The following is a 15,606-nucleotide window of genomic DNA, read 5'->3' on the forward strand; positions in this document are numbered from 1 at the left end:
ACATGAGTGCAGCTTTAAATTGTAATATCTGTTTTATTGGTGGCGGTAATATGGCCCAAGCCTTAATTGGCGGTCTGATTTCACGTGGTTTGCCAGCAACACGTATTACAGTTTCTGATCCGGTCGAAAAAGTCCGTGCTTTATTGGCGGAAAAAGAAATTAATGTGACCGGGGATAATAGCGCTGCAATTCAGGATGCAGATATCGTCGTATTGGCGGTAAAACCTCAGGTTTTGGCTCAAGTGCTGCAACCCTTAAAAGGTCTGGTTAATAATAAGCTGATTATTTCCATTGTTGCCGGTGCAGAAATTGCCACATTGTCAGCATTGTTGGGGACAGAGCGTATTGTCCGGGTCATGCCGAACACGCCAGCATTGGTACAGACCGGGGCTCATGGTTTATATGCTAATGCATCTGTAGAAACGAGTGACCGTGAGCTAGCCAGTCAGGTTCTGGCGTCGACCGGACTGACCATTTGGGTCGACTCAGAAGCACAAATTGATGCAGTCACTGCAGTCTCGGGTTCGGGTCCAGCTTACTTTTTCTATATGATGGAAAGTATGATTCGTGCGGGTAAAAATTTAGGTCTGGATGAAAAAGTTGCAACCGCACTGACTTTGCAGACGGCTTTAGGCGCGGCGCAAATGGCAATTACCAGCTCGAATACGCCAGCTGAGTTACGTAAAAATGTGACTTCTCCAAATGGGACTACACAGGCCGCACTTGAAGTCTTTGATCGCGCCCAGATTTCTCAAAATATTCAAGCGGCACTTGCCGCTGCACAAAAACGCAGTCAAGAACTGGCACAAGAGCTCAGTGAAAGCAGCAAATCTTCAGTTTAATTTTTAGGAACGTTCAAGTATGGGTGCAAATTCTGCGCTAATTTTTGGCATTATCATTAACGTCGCGATTTTGCTCGTATTCTTCCGATTTTTAATGCAACTGGCAGCGGTCAGTCCTTACAATCCTGTGGTTCTTTCTACCGTTAAAGCCACTAAAATTGTAGATGTATTTGGTCGAATTTTCCCAACCTTGGCCAAAGGCCGAGTCAGTACTGCTGCTTTGGCATTATTGGTCGTGCTCTATCTGCTTAAAATTTTTGGCATGATGTATCTATCAGGTGGGATGCCGAATGGGCCTGTCCATCTGATTATTCTGACTTTTGTTACCATGATGCAGGATCTGATCCGTTTCTGTCGTTATTTGATTTTCGCTACGATTATCCTAAGTTGGGTGGTGATGTTTACTCAGTCTCGTTCGCCTTATATTGAAGTCGTGCAAGAGCTGGCTGAGCCTTTACTGGCGCCATTCCGTCGTATCATGCCAAATATGGGGATGATTGACCTTTCTCCAATCTTCGCTATTTTAACTTTGATTATTATCGAAATGATTATGAACCAGGTGGCGATTGTATTGCTTACCGGTCTTTAATCGGATCCAAATAAAAAGGACGCTGAGGCGTCCTTTTTTATTTGCTCCTCCCTTTAGAAAAGGGAGGTTGGGAGGGATTTGTTAAACTTCCCAAACGGTGAACAAGTTTTAATCGCAGTACAAGAAGATGGGATATTAACCTCTCCCTAACCCTAACCCTAACCCTCTCCTGAGAGGAGAGGGGATACCTTTAAAATAATATTGGTTTTCACTCTCTCTCCCAGAGGGGGGAGGGCTGGGGTGAGGAAACCCTTTAATGCGCTTCATCCCAGTTTTTACCTTTACCCACTTCTACCACCAATGGTACAGAAATCTGTAGTACCGATTGCATCACTTCAGCCAGTTTAGGTGCCAGTTCATCGGCAATGTCTTCATCGACTTCAAACACCAGTTCATCGTGAACTTGCAGCAGCATTTTGGCCTGATCTTTTGGTAACATCTTGTCCACTTCAATCATCGCCATTTTAATGATATCTGCAGCCGAACCTTGTAGCGGCGCATTAATCGCAGCACGCTCTGCAGCTTTACGCACCATCATATTACGGGCATCAATATCTGGGGTATATAAACGGCGTCCGAGCAGGGTTTCAACAAAACCCTGTTCTAATGCGACCTGACGGGTACGTTGCATATAGTCATAAATGCCCGGATAACGATGGAAATACTGCTTGATATAATCCTGTGATTCCTGACGGGTAAAACCTAACTGTCGGATCAGACCAAACTCAGACATGCCGTAAAGTAGGCCGAAGTTAACAGCCTTAGCCTGACGGCGCTGGTCATTGGTGACCTCTTCCAAAGGAATGCCTATAACCTCCGCTGCGGTACGGCGGTGTACATCCTGACCATGAATGAATGCATCCAGCAGGGCTTCATCCTGAGATAAATGTGCCATGAGACGCAATTCAATTTGTGAGTAATCGGCTGCCAGCAAAACACGACCTTCCGGTGCCACAAACGCCTTGCGAATTTGACGGCCAATTTCGGCACGAATCGGAATATTCTGCAGGTTTGGATCAGTCGATGATAAACGGCCAGTTGCAGTCAATGCCTGATGGTAACTGGTATGCACACGGTGGGTATCAGGATTGGCCTGTTTGCATAAGCCATCGGTATAGGTACTTTTCAGCTTGGACAAACCACGATATTCCAGAATCAGCTGGGCAATCGGATGTTCAATTTTTTCCAGTACACTTTCACTGGTACTGTATTGTCCGGTGGTGGTTTTTTTACCGCCTTTTAGCCCCAACTTTTCAAATAACACTTCACCGACCTGTTTAGGTGAGCTGACATTAAAGCTTTCATCGGCAATTTCCATGATCTGGTTTTCCAGATTGTGCATGGTATTGGCAAACTCACCCCCAAGCTGATCCAGAAAAGCCAGATCCAGTTCGATGCCGTTTTCTTCCATTTGCGTCAGTACACGTGCGACCGGAACTTCAATATTATGCAGAATATTCACCAGTTCAGGATGTGCCTGTAATTTGCTGCTCAAGACTTCATAAAGACGATAGGTAACATGTGCATCTTCTGCAGCATAATGCGCTGCAGTTTCAAGTGGAATCTGGTTGAAGGTCTTCTGTTTGGCGCCTTTACCGGCCACCTGTTCATAAGTCGTGGTCAGATGACTCAAATACAGACGGGCCACATCATCCATGCCATGACGAGTCGCGACGGAATTCAGGACATAGGAAGCCAGCATGGTGTCGAAATACCAGCCTGCCAGATGAATACCATGATTTTCCAGTACATGTGCATCATATTTCAGATGATGACCAATTTTCTTTACAGACTCATCTTCCAGAATTGGTTTGATCTGCGCCAAAATTACTTCACGATTCAGCTGCTCCGGTGCGCCTTCATAATCATGTGCCAAGGGAACATAATAGGCATCCTGGGCATCGAAGGCGACCGAGAAACCGACAATCTGTGCAATACGATAATCCAGACTGGTGGTTTCGGTATCAAAGGCAAATCGTTTTTCAGTACTTAAGCGCTCAAACAGTGTGTCCCAATCTTGTTGGCTTAATACCGTGTGATAGGTGGCTTGTCCTAACTGGTCATCACTGCTGGTCACAGACGCATGGTCTTCCAGAGGTTCTGGTGCTGTAACCGCTTTGGCGTTAATAGATTTTGCCGCCTGCTGGTAGTTTGAATTATTCGGGTTGTTCGGGTGATCTAAGGACTGCAGCTGGTTACGGAATTCCAGCTCGGTGTACAAATGACGCAAGGTCTCGACATTCGGCTCACGCAGTTTTAAATCGTCATAACCAAAGTTAAGATCCAGATCGATGACAATACTGGCCAGTTGATGGTCCAGTGCAATGCCATCGACATGTTCTTTAATATTTTGACCGACTTTGCCTTTGATCTTGTCGACATTTTCTAAAATGCCGCCAATCGAGCCATATTCAGTGAGCAGTTTTGCTGCAGTTTTGGCACCTACACCTGGCACGCCCATGATGCCATCTGATGCATCGCCCATCAGGGTCAGATAGTCAATAATCTGATTCGGCCAGACGCCAAACTTTTCAAACACGCCGTCGACATCCAGCGGTTTTTCTTTAAAGCTGTCTTCCAGGGTAACTTTTTCGGTCACCAGTTGTGCCATATCTTTATCGCCCGTAGAGATCAGTACCTGATGTCCCATCGCCTCGGCACGTTTGGCCAGTGTTCCGATAATGTCATCGGCTTCGGCACCCGGTAAGGTATGTAGGGGAATGCCCAAAGCGCGGATCAAGGCATGCAGATAAGGAATCTGTTCGGATAATTCCGTTGGCATGCTGGGACGATCACCTTTATAAATCGGTGACAGCTCATGCCGGAAGGTCGGTTCTGGGGTATCAAAAATTACCGCCATATGGGTCGGTTGGGTCCGGCGCATCAGTTTTTGAATAGCAGAAATCGCACCACGAATTGCATTGGTATGTAAACCGGTTGACGTGGTTAATGGTGGCAGTGCGTGAAAGGCACGAAATAAAAAGTAAGAGCCATCGACCAAGACAAATGGTGGCATGTAATCAATTCCTTATTCAAAATACAGCGCTATTGTACGTGATTTTTACCGCGCTCGCTGAGGCGAGTCTGAGTTTACAGCTTAGCGAATATCGGCTGAAGATGAAATAAGCAGCACAAGCTGTTGTATGATGGAAGGATTCAGGAAAGAGAAATATAAGAATGGCTGTAGGACGGAATGAGTTGCGCATGATCTGGCTGATTACCCTGCTGATAGCCGGGATCAGCGCCTGGTATCTGGGTTATCAGATTGTAACTTATCTGTGTGGTTTAGGTTTTATCTTTAGCGTGATGCAATATGTCACTGCGGTAGAAACACCGCTACAACAACTGGCCGCACAGCAGCAAATGTCCCTAGAACGCAATTCTAAAGTTCCTTTATATATTTCTTCAATTACTGCCATTGTTGGTGGACTGGCTGAACTGGATTGGCTGATGGGCATCGGGATTACGGCATGGGTATTCTTTTTGCTCAGGTGGCTGCAACGTCTGGAAGGGCGCTTGATACAGCTGCAATCCCATTCTGCCAATCCCTTACAGCGATCACCGGATCGATCCGATTCTGTTCCATTCGTGAAAACTGAATCTGCCCAAGAGGTAAACGACTCTCCTCATCTGGTAGATCAACTGCAGCGCTGGCTTTTCCAGGGGAATCCAGTCTTAAAAGTCGCGATTAGTATTTTGGTGATTGGGATTATTTTACTGCTGCGTTTTGCCACTGAGCACTGGCAACTCAGTCTGGCTGCAAAATTGAGCCTGGTTGCACTGGCAAGTGGGTGTATAGCAGGTCTGGGTTATCGCCTGGTGCAGAAAAATCGGAGTTTTGCTCTGGCACTGGAAGGACTGGGTTTAGGGAGTCTGTTCCTGACCTTATTTTTTGCCTATTACAATCTGGTGATTCCCACGTTACCGTTGGCAACATTGCTATTTCTCATTATTCTGGCCATCACTCTATATTTAAGCCTGAAACAGGAAAGCATCGAACTGGCTTTGATGGCTTTGCTGATTGCTTATCTGGCACCGTTTACCTTACCGACCCGCGATGCTTCTGCCGTTGAGCTGATTAGCTATTATTTGCTGATCAATATCGGGGTGGCAGTGCTGAGCAGTTTCCGGCCATGGAAGATTCTCAATCAAATTGCCTTTTTAGTGACTGCGGTCGTTGGCGGGATATATAGCCTGATTCATGGTTATACATATGAGCGTTATGCCATGACTGCGTTGATTCTGGCACATAGTGCGCTGTTTATCTGGCTAGGTTTCCGCTTTAGCCAGTTGCTGGCACGACAGGATCTCTCACGTTTTCAGTTAAAACCGGTATTGGACTTAGCGCTGATTTTTGCTGCACCGATCACGGCATATATTTTTCTGTATCTGATTCATTTTAATCAGCCCAATCAAAAACTCTGGCAAGCTGGATTAAGCCTGTTCTTTGCACTGGTCTTTGCCGCTTGCTGGACACTGCTGCGCCGTAAACAAACTATCCTGCTCATTTCGCAGAGCTATCTGAGCCTGATGCTGATTTTTCTCGCCTTGGTGCCCCCGATCTTATTGACAGAACAATGGAGTGTGATTGGCTGGGCAGTTGAAGGTGTGCTGATTTATTTATGGGCCTTGGAAAAAAATGTCCGGGTAGCACACTATCTGAGCATGGGCTTATTGCTGATGGCCGGATTCAGCAGCCTGTATTATCTGGTCGAGATTAATCCAACACCGCGAATAATTTTCTGGATTTTGAGTCTGTGCTATGTGGCAGTCGTGGTCATCAGTCAGCTTAAAAAGCAGTACCAGCAGCAGATGAATAGTCTGAGTGTCAGTTTTTTAAGCAGCCTAAGTGTCGCGGCCAGTTTGATGCTATTTGCCTTGCTGGAAGATGAATTTCCGAGTCAGCATGCCTATGTGCTGAGTTTATTTATCATCACACTGGGTTATGTAATGTTCAATGAAATGATCCTGCGCAAAAATCAGGAGTGGTCATGGTTACTGCCGAAGTGGAGTGGCATCTCGCCCTTACTGGTCATTGCGGCGATTCTAACTCTGGATCGCAGTCAGAATGCGGTGATTGTCTGGAATAGTGATCTGGAACGTGGGGTTTCTGCACTTTCAACGATATTATTGGCCATTCTGTGGCTTAGACCGCTGGCTGGCTTGCAGCTTTCCAAGGAATGGATGAGTTTTGGTGTTTTTAGCAGTCTGGCTCTGGCAAGTTTATGTCTGATCCCGAACATGCCTTATCTGAGCATGGTGATTTTGCCTTTATTATTCTGCCTGTGGTGCTATCGGCAGGATCCGCAGTCAGGCTGGCAGCAGCTTTGGCAAACCAAGAGCTGTTTATTGCTGATGGGAAGCTGGCTGGTATGTTCACAGCTGTTTAGCCAGCAAGCCTTTCAGTATTACTGGCTGCCGATTCTGAATCCTTTTGACCTGATCAGTATTGCCATGTTTGCCAGTTTTATCTGGATGCTGTTACAGCAAATTAAGGTGGGACGTGACAAAGGCATGATGGCGGTTTTAATGGTACTAAGCCTGTTATGGCTATCCAGTTATATTATTTTAAGAGCTTTACATGTGTACCTGCAGACGCCGTTTAATGATCTGGCCTTATGGAGCAATGCGACGGTTCAGCTTAGTCTGACCATACTTTGGGTATTACTGGCCTGGATTACCATGTGGACGGCGACACTCAAAAAACTGAAACCGATGTGGATTTTAGGCGGCAGTATTCTGGTGATTGTAACCTTGAAGCTCGTACTATTTGACCTGTCACATATTGGCACCCTAACCCGGGTGATTTCCTTCTTGCTGGCGGGCGGGGTGATGCTGCTGATTGCTTATATTGCACCGATGCCGGAGAAAACTGATTGATTGAATCCTCTCCTTTAAGAAAGGAGAGGGAGCATTTTTCACTGATGCAGATTTTTGGTTTAGATGTTGCTCTCACCTAAAGTCAATTTATTTTAAATCAGGCTCTCTTTTCAATGCCTTGTCATTGGCGTATTGATCAATTTCTTCATTTTCCAAAGGGCGGGAAAGTGGATGATCGACAAAGCCCATCTTCGGCACCGGAATTTCAATCTGGTTATCGACAAAGCCGTTGCGAATCCGTTCCTGCATTTCATCACGAACTTTCAGGTAGTTTTCCTGTTGGCACCACACTGCAAACAGCAGTTCAATCGAAGATTCACGGAAAGCGGTAACGGTGACTGCAGGTTTCGGGTCGGCCAGTACCAGTGGATATTTATTGGCAACGTCCAGCAGAACTTCGCGTACCTTGATAATATTTTCATGGAAATTGATCGCCAACGTAATCGGAATCCGCCGTATCGGAAATTTCGACAAGTTCTGCACCGGTGCCCGAATTAGCTGTTCATTCGGTAAACGCACATAGATATTATCTTGGGTCAAAAGTTTAACCGAGAGCAGATCAATCGAAATCACTTCGCCTTCAATGGTATGCCCACGAATCAAGGTAATCTGGATGGTATCACCGACTTCAAAAGAACCTTCACCAATCAGGAACAGACCACTGATCAGGTTGGATGCTGAGGTTTGCGAAGCAAAACCCAGTGCGACCGTTAAAATCCCTGCAGCGCCAAGGAAGACACTGAGTTTAAAACCGGCTTCTTTCAGGCTGGCCATCACAAACAGCAGGAAGATAAAATAGAAAATTCCGCGGCGCCAGACCAGTTTCTGATGGGCATTAAAACGGACACCAATGGTGCGAATAAAGGTATTGGAAATAAAGCGTGCGATCAGGAAACCAATAAAGCACAACACCACCGCCACCAGAACTTCGGTCAAACGGTCGGTATTGATATTGGTAAATACTCCCTTCAGGCTGTTGGTGACTTCGGTCGGAATATTTGAACTTGGCATCAGACGCCCTTAGAAAAATGAATCAAACATATTAAATAACGCACCTGCCGGATCACGCGGTGGATGCAAATAGGCCACTTCACCAGCATTTGGTGGCGTGCGGTTTTCCACCCGGATCCGCGGCGGACGATCCGAACTTTCATGCAAAACGCGGATTTGTGAGGTCCATAAGCGGCCGGTACTTTCACTGTAAAAAAGCGGCAGGGCAGGCACTGGCACATTCATTCGGTCAAAGCGCAATTGCTGGTTGCTGGTATTGTGAAATTCAATTGGTGTGACTGCACGAAAGGCTCGCGGATGTAACTGTTTCAGTTCGGTTCTGCCATCGACTGCGGTGGCATAACAGATTTCCCCCGAACGGTGATTGGGTCCAAACCAGGTGTCTTTTGGCAAGATTACCGGCAAATCGAAAATCGGTTCGCGCTGCCCCTCGACAAAACCGGCAATCCATAAGGGCGTGCTGATATAAAGCGTACCGCGCTGTCCGGCAGGAATATAAATCGGATCGACTGGTTTAATCACCACAGAACGGTCTGCAAGGCGTGGCATCAGTTGCAATTTGTTTTGCGTGGATTTGAACATATAGCGTTCAATTTTCACAGGTGGGGGAAAGGCAAAATTCGGATCATCAATCTGATGCCATTGCTGTTCATAATCGTATTGCACAGAAGGGCGGAAATATTCCAGTCGCCATTCCTGAATCCCTCGGGTCAGCCGAAACAGCAAGGAGCCAAACTGCCAGGCTTTAGACTGATTTATTTCAAAATTCTGTTCTCCCCACCAGCGCATTTTCGCTGTATTCGGGATTAATTCATCTTTATCTCGCGGCAATGTTGGCACCCTTTCTTGCTAAATCTTTGAAAACATACTTCACGCTGTCATATGCTTAGAGTACACTCAATTTAAATTTTTTCATCATTATTATAATCCGCGATGCAAGTACTTAAACAATTACAAATCCCATATAGCTTCGCCAAGCGCCATGGTGTGCTGTTGCGTTATGAGGGAGATCAGGCCTTTATTCTGCGCCGTGACAATACCTCGATGCTTGCATTGCAGGAAGCCCGCCGTCTGCTCGGTTATCCGGCTCATTTTCAACTCTGTAGCGAACAGGAATTTAACCAGTTACTCAGTTCCAGTTTTGCCGGAGATAGCGGCGAATCACAGCAGGTGGCTGCCGGTCTGGAAGATCATCCGGATTTACTCAGTCTGGCTGATTCGGTACCGGAAGCTGAAGACCTGATGGATCAGGAAGATGATGCGCCAATTGTACGTCTGATCAATGCGCTATTATCCGAAGCAATTCGTGTTGGGGCTTCCGATATTCATATTGAATCTTTTGAGAAAAAACTGTCGGTGCGTTTACGGGTCGATGGCCAGTTACGCGAAATTGTCCAGCCACGCCGTGAACTGGCCCCGCTTCTGGTTTCACGGATTAAAGTCATGGCCAAACTGGATATTGCCGAAAAACGTATTCCGCAAGATGGCCGTATTTCCTTGCGTCTGGCAGGGCGTGAAGTCGATGTGCGTGTATCAACCTTGCCATCTTCTTATGGTGAACGTGTGGTGATGCGTCTTCTGGACAAGCAGGCAGGCCGTTTGAACATGACCCATTTGGGCCTGATGAATAATGACTATGATCGACTCAAGACTCTAGTACATCGCCCACATGGAATTATTTTGGTAACCGGCCCGACCGGTTCGGGTAAAACCACCACCTTATATGCGGCACTTTCTGACCTGAATGACGGTTCTAAAAACATCCTCACGGCTGAAGATCCGATTGAATATCAACTGGAAGGCATTGGACAAACGCAGGTCAATACCAAAGTCGATATGACTTTTGCCCGTGCGTTAAAAGCCATGTTGCGTCAGGACCCGGATGTGGTCATGGTTGGTGAGATTCGTGATCTGGAAACCGCAGAAATTGCAGTACAGGCATCCCTGACAGGACATCTGGTGTTATCCACCTTGCATACCAATACTGCCATTGGTGCGGTTACGCGCCTGAAAGATATGGGGATTGAGCCATTTTTGCTTTCCAGTTCTTTAATCGGGGTAATAGCCCAACGTCTGGTGCGTACCTTGTGTCCACATTGCGCGACCTGGCATGAGGCAGATGCTTTCGAGAAGAATCTATTTGGCAATATTGAGCATCCCCAAGATTTAAGATTACCGCAACCTCAAGGCTGTGAACGTTGTGGCAATACTGGCTTTAGTGGTCGTACTGCAATTTATGAAATTGTCCCAGTCGATGATCATATGCGCCGTTTGATTCATGGCAATGCGGCTGAATATGAAATCGAAAGCTATGTACGTCAGCAGTCAGGTTCCATTCGTGATGATGGTCTGCGTAAAGTATTGGCCGGAAAAACCACGATTGAAGAAGTATTGCGAGTAACCAACGAAGCAGTAGAATAATTTTTTAATCTGCTCGCTTTATCATAATGATCGTCAGGACTTTTGGATATTTACCAGAGACTGACGATTTTTTTCATGAGTTGTGCACGAAAAGGTGCAGTCGAATTTCCCGGATTACGCAGAGTTTCATTTTCATAAAAGTTCTGCCAGGCTTGTGCCATTGCTAAACTCAGTCCTTCCTGTTTCATTGTTTCAACATCTGCCTGATTGATGTTGAGAAAACGAACTTCAGCATCTTTGGGGCCAACGCCCCAACCAATAATCCCTTTACCAAATTCAGGCAGAATCATATTGTTGGGTGTTGCGGGAATGGGCAACCGTGCAATCTCTGTATTGACCAGAGAATTTACCTGGGGGCGGATTTTTTCTGAGAGATAAAGATCTGCAAAAGAGGTTGTAGCAGTGAGGAGAAGAAGAGAACTCAGAAGAACAGGTTTGAACATCAATATAAATCGAATAAATGTAAATAAGAATCATTATATATAATTTCTTAAGTTTTTGCTGCAGTTTTCAAGTGGGGAAGAGAAGTAGCTTTTGACAAAAGATGAAGCGGGTAAATTTTGAAATTTATAATTGAAGTCTAGCTATCCTGAAACTTTTTTCAGGATAGCTGTTAAATAAAAAAATTAAGTAATTACGTTTAAGTTCACATCAATATTATTACGGGTCGCATTTGAGTATGGACAGACAATATGCGCAGCATCCACCAGTTTTTTTGCTTCTTCCTGATCCATGCCTTCAAGATGGATGTTTAATGTCACTTCGATCCCGAACCCGGTAGGAATCGGACCAATCCCAACATCACCTTCAATATAGGCATCTTTACTGATATTGAGCTTGTCACGATTGGCAACAAATTTCATTGCACCCAAGAAACAGGCGGAATAACCTGCGGCAAAGAGCTGTTCAGGATTGGTTCCACCGCCTGGTCCCCCCATTTCTTTAGGTACGGCCAATTGGACGTCCAGAATCTGATCGTTAGAAATGGCGCGGCCATCACGGCCCCCTGTGGCTTTGGCATGTGCGGTATAGACGGCTTTTTCTAATGACATGAGTTAAATCCCTGTTTATTTTTCGTAGAGCTTCTATGCTCGGTGATTTCACCTGAAGAATAAGCAGGGATTTTGTTATTTTATGCAAGCAAATGAAACGATTCAGGAAAGTTGAAGAAGTCTACGGTGTTGCATTAAAGGCATGGATTCACGCACTTTTTGCTGTTCATTTAAATCAAAGTCGACGGTAATAAGTTGAGCACCTTCTGCATGAATCATATTGAGAAGTTGTCCACGACTATTGGTGGCGGCTGCATGTCCCCAAGTCTGACGTTTTTCACCGTGCCAGCCTTGTTGAGCTGCGCCAAGCACCGAACATTGGCTATCTAGAGCACGTGTTTGCAGAAGAAGCTGCCAGTGCATTTCACCTGTGGTATAGGTAAAAGCAGAAGGTGCGGTCAAGAGGTTTGCACCTTTGGCTCGTAGATTTAACGCTAGTTCCGGAAAACGCAGGTCATAACAGACCATTAAACCAATATTACCAAAAGGGGTTTTGGCTACGACAACATCTGTGCCGGGCTCAAAGAACTTGGATTCCTGATAACCGCCTACAGCATCACCGACTTGCACATCAAACAAGTGAATTTTGTCATAACGCGCTTCGGTCCGTTCCGGACTGATACACAGGCTAACGGTACGCACGCGGCCATCTTCAATGATCGAACCATCCGGACGATAAGGGCAGGGTAATGTACCAGCGACGATCCAGGTGTCATATTGATGGGCAAGTTGTTCCAGACGCTGCTGAATCACTTCAAATTGTGCAGCAGTTTCACGCTGTTTTCCTGCGGCAAAACAGACAAAGTTTTCCGGGAAAACAATCAGTTCAGCTCCATTGGCCTTACTTTGTTGAATTAAAGATTCAATCTCCACGAAATTGGCATCAATTTCATTTTGAGAATTCATTTGTACAACAGAAAGTAAAGTCATAGGGTCCTCTTATAAGATGGTTATACCTTTTGCTCGGAAATTTTATCTAAATTGTCTTGCTCTTTCTGTAGCTGTTTCACTAAAGGTTCAAACATGTTCTGATTGCTTTGATTCAGTTTCATCAAGGTTTTATGCGCATCCAGAACCGTATTCAGCATATTTTGATGCGTGACATGTTCTTCCATCAGCGCACGTGTGCAGACATTTGGATCACCACAATAATTCAGAATCACAAACACTTGGCTCAATCCCATACTGTTGGCCAAAGTGGTAATGTCAGAATTGGTAGAAAGCATGACAGCCTGAATGTTATGTACTTGCTTGAGTTTGAGTCCTAGTTTCGCTAAAACACCGAGTACGGTACTGTCAATGAAACTAGTTTCGGTGAGATCAACGATAGCGCCAACTACGTTGTCTTGCTGTTCAATTTTGTTCAGTAATTTGTCTAGACTAATACAAGATTGGGCACGCACTTCGCCGATAAGCTTAAAAATATGCGTTCCGTTCAGACTTGCATATTCAACATGACCTGTTGACATATAAATGCCATTTGCAGAGAAGGATATTAAATTATCCCATAGGGTGTATTGATACTCAAGTGGCTGAAAGTAGTAATCAAATTAAGTGCTTATAAAGTCTGTAAATATACTGCTAATTTACGCGGATAAAGCTTAAAAAGGCGATATCGTCAGCCACATGTTCCGGAGCCTGAAAAGATTGGTTCTGCAAATGGTGTAATAATTGCGAGAATTGTTCATTTAAACCACCATCAAAGGGTTCTAATGCCCCATCCGAACAGATAATAAAGCGTGCATTGCGACTTAATACCCATTCATTTTCCTCAACTTCAAGATCTTCGGTTAAACCCAAAGGGAAACTGCTGGAAGAGAGGATTTTAGGCTCTTGATTGGGTTCAAATATAATTGGTGGTGGATAATGTCCGGCGCTAGACCATTTCAATACATGGGTTTCCAGATTAAGAATCCCGGCAATCATGGTGATGTGCTTTTCAATATTTTCCTGCATCAGCATGCCGTTCAGCTTCTTGATCAGCTCGCGCGGCGTCTTGGAGCGACCATGGAAAGCAGCCATCCAGGACGTGAGCAAACTACTGGTGACGCCATGTCCGGATACATCGGCCAAATAGAAAATCACTTCTTTGTCGCTGATTTTCCAATAATCGTACCAATCCCCTGAAAGATAGGCTGAAGGCTGAAAATAGGTTTCGACCTCGTAATTGGTCAGTTCAATAGGATTCGGTAACAATTTTTTTTGTAGTTCTGCAGCAGAAGGAAGGTCACGGCTATCCTGGTTACGCTTATATTGTGCATCAATTTTTTGTAATGCCAGATCTGGATTCTCGGGAAGCTTGTTCCAGATCCAGCCGGCTAAAGCACCTTGTTCCCAGGCCTGAGCCAAAGCAGTACCTTCATTTTCTAAGGCCAGTACAATCGTAGGTAGATTCCACTTATATTTCAGATAATCATGTACATCTGCAATCGCAATAATCGTAGAGTCATACAGTTCATGATCATCCAGATAGATCATCTGAACATGCGGAAGCGTATCAAGTACTTGATCTAAGTAAGGGATATCACGAGTCGGTTGAATGAAATACATAAAAAAGTGATTCAATCCCAGGATTGGTTATAAGATGTACTATAACAAGCAAAGTATTGCTAGCGAACAGATTTTCACTAGCAATCATACATGAAGCTTAAACTTAAAGATCTTCGTTTGAAGATTCAATGTTGCTATCACTAGAAGGTGCATCATCAGAATTCTCATCTTCAAAATCATCTTCTAGGAACAGCGTATCTTGTTCTGTACCTTTCTTTTCTGCAATTGCATAATTGGTACGTTGCAAATAAATATCGCGAATCTGCGCATAGCGATCGCCAGTCAGCACCCCTTCAACGTCCAGTATTTCTGAACGGGTATCAATGGCACGCCAAAACTGATCAGTCCAGTAAAGTCCATCTTCATCTTCGAGAATGTATTTTTGTGGACGGGCCTGACTATCTACAGCAGTACCGATCACCCCACGGACAGAACTTGGACCTAAAAATGGCAACATGATATAAGGGCCAGAAGGCACCCCATAATACCCTAAAGTAATTCCAAATTTTTCCTCTTCATGGCTCAAGCCAAGGCGACGTGCTGGATCAGCCAGTCCTAAAGTCGTTAAGGTATTAATAGTAAAACGACCTAGAGATTTAGCAGCGCGGGCAGGACGACCTTGAATCAGCTGATTCACCACATTCCAAGGTTCACCCAGGTTACTGCGGAATTGGGTATAGCTGCCACGAACATCTTGAGGAACTTTTTCCACATATTGTACAGCTATGGGGCGTACCACGGTGCGGTCAATCGCATCATTAAACTGATAGATCTTTCTATTTAAGGGCTGAAAAGGATCTTTAACTTCTTCTGCCTGTGCTGCACTGGCATCAACTTTCAGTTGCGTTTGTAATTGTTGAGCTTTGGTTGATATCTTTGTTCTAAGCGGCGTTTTTGCAGGCTCGTTTTCCAGATTTTCCACACCGGTGGCCACCTCAGCGAAAACATGTGCGCTTGAAGCTAAAGAAAATAAGCATATAGATAAGTAAATAGAACGATGCATAAGGTAACCTGAGGCCTTTTCTGTGTAAGTAGCACTACTTATTAGTATGAAAATAATAAACGTTATATTCACGAATAGACATCATTTAAGCAAATTTGTATAAAAAATGAATGAAAACACACGAAAAGCTTAAAAAATATACATACAAAATGATTTTCTTGAAAAAGGTGTTGCAAGGGCTCTGAAATGCTGTAGAATGCACATCCATCGGCGGTGATGAAGATTAAAACTTCTGATAAAACAGTGACTTAGTTAAGT

Annotated in this window: 13 protein-coding genes; 4 read left to right on the forward strand and 9 right to left on the reverse strand. The window is 44.9% G+C overall.

Annotated features, from left to right (window positions below):
* Positions 1 to 2: 2 nt before the first annotated feature.
* Both proC and NI462_RS12725 read left to right on the forward strand, forming a co-directional pair.
* On the forward strand, positions 3 to 842 hold the full coding sequence (gene proC, locus NI462_RS12720) for a pyrroline-5-carboxylate reductase (protein ID WP_420908915.1): 840 nt from the start codon (positions 3 to 5) through the stop codon (positions 840 to 842).
* A 19-nt stretch (positions 843 to 861) separates the two neighbouring features.
* Entirely contained in the window at positions 862 to 1,431 is a 570-nt protein-coding gene (locus NI462_RS12725; RefSeq protein ID WP_004278259.1) for a YggT family protein, read from the forward strand.
* 253 nt (positions 1,432 to 1,684) lie between these two features.
* Here NI462_RS12725 and polA read toward each other — a convergent pair whose 3' ends face one another.
* Positions 1,685 to 4,447: a DNA polymerase I gene (polA, locus tag NI462_RS12730; RefSeq protein ID WP_253160899.1), complete on the reverse strand. Its 2,763-nt coding sequence runs from the start codon at positions 4,445 to 4,447 to the stop codon at positions 1,685 to 1,687.
* 161 nt (positions 4,448 to 4,608) lie between these two features.
* Between polA and NI462_RS12735 the strand changes: the two genes are divergently transcribed.
* Positions 4,609 to 7,311: a DUF2339 domain-containing protein gene (locus NI462_RS12735; protein ID WP_253160901.1), complete on the forward strand. Its 2,703-nt coding sequence runs from the start codon at positions 4,609 to 4,611 to the stop codon at positions 7,309 to 7,311.
* Positions 7,312 to 7,398: 87 nt separating this feature from the next.
* Here the strand turns inward: NI462_RS12735 and NI462_RS12740 are convergent, their stop codons facing one another.
* Positions 7,399 to 8,322, reverse strand: a complete 924-nt coding sequence (locus NI462_RS12740) for a mechanosensitive ion channel family protein (protein ID WP_004732923.1) — start codon at positions 8,320 to 8,322, stop codon at positions 7,399 to 7,401.
* Between the two features lie 9 nt (positions 8,323 to 8,331).
* Positions 8,332 to 9,111, reverse strand: coding sequence for a DUF432 domain-containing protein (locus tag NI462_RS12745; RefSeq protein WP_086044916.1), 780 nt, complete (start codon positions 9,109 to 9,111; stop codon positions 8,332 to 8,334).
* Between the two features lie 144 nt (positions 9,112 to 9,255).
* On the opposite strand from NI462_RS12745, the gene gspE reads away from it, so the two are divergent.
* A complete protein-coding gene (gspE, locus tag NI462_RS12750) occupies positions 9,256 to 10,743 on the forward strand; it encodes a type II secretion system ATPase GspE (protein ID WP_005246044.1) in 1,488 nt (495 codons plus the stop codon).
* Positions 10,744 to 10,793: 50 nt separating this feature from the next.
* On the opposite strand, the gene NI462_RS12755 is transcribed toward gspE, so the two are convergent.
* The 6 genes from NI462_RS12755 to NI462_RS12780 all read right to left on the reverse strand — a co-directional run bounded on the left by NI462_RS12755 (position 10,794) and on the right by NI462_RS12780 (position 15,348).
* Positions 10,794 to 11,186: a DUF4951 domain-containing protein gene (locus NI462_RS12755; RefSeq protein WP_253160903.1), complete on the reverse strand. Its 393-nt coding sequence runs from the start codon at positions 11,184 to 11,186 to the stop codon at positions 10,794 to 10,796.
* Positions 11,187 to 11,369: 183 nt separating this feature from the next.
* On the reverse strand, positions 11,370 to 11,795 hold the full coding sequence (locus tag NI462_RS12760; RefSeq protein ID WP_005103335.1) for an organic hydroperoxide resistance protein: 426 nt from the start codon (positions 11,793 to 11,795) through the stop codon (positions 11,370 to 11,372).
* Positions 11,796 to 11,897: 102 nt separating this feature from the next.
* Positions 11,898 to 12,725, reverse strand: a complete 828-nt coding sequence (locus NI462_RS12765) for a carbon-nitrogen hydrolase family protein (RefSeq protein WP_004647541.1) — start codon at positions 12,723 to 12,725, stop codon at positions 11,898 to 11,900.
* Positions 12,726 to 12,745: 20 nt separating this feature from the next.
* The gene (gene gigB / locus NI462_RS12770; RefSeq protein WP_004647542.1) at positions 12,746 to 13,264 is read right to left on the reverse strand and encodes an anti-anti-sigma factor GigB; all 519 of its coding nucleotides are present in this window, start codon (positions 13,262 to 13,264) and stop codon (positions 12,746 to 12,748) included.
* A gap of 112 nt (positions 13,265 to 13,376) precedes the next feature.
* Positions 13,377 to 14,345, reverse strand: a complete 969-nt coding sequence (gigA, locus tag NI462_RS12775) for an RsbU family protein phosphatase GigA (protein WP_004732911.1) — start codon at positions 14,343 to 14,345, stop codon at positions 13,377 to 13,379.
* A 103-nt stretch (positions 14,346 to 14,448) separates the two neighbouring features.
* Positions 14,449 to 15,348: an MlaA family lipoprotein gene (locus tag NI462_RS12780; protein ID WP_253160905.1), complete on the reverse strand. Its 900-nt coding sequence runs from the start codon at positions 15,346 to 15,348 to the stop codon at positions 14,449 to 14,451.
* Positions 15,349 to 15,606: the final 258 nt, after the last annotated feature.

Source organism: Acinetobacter lwoffii (assembly GCF_024129715.1).
Classification (GTDB): domain Bacteria; phylum Pseudomonadota; class Gammaproteobacteria; order Pseudomonadales; family Moraxellaceae; genus Acinetobacter; species Acinetobacter lwoffii_U.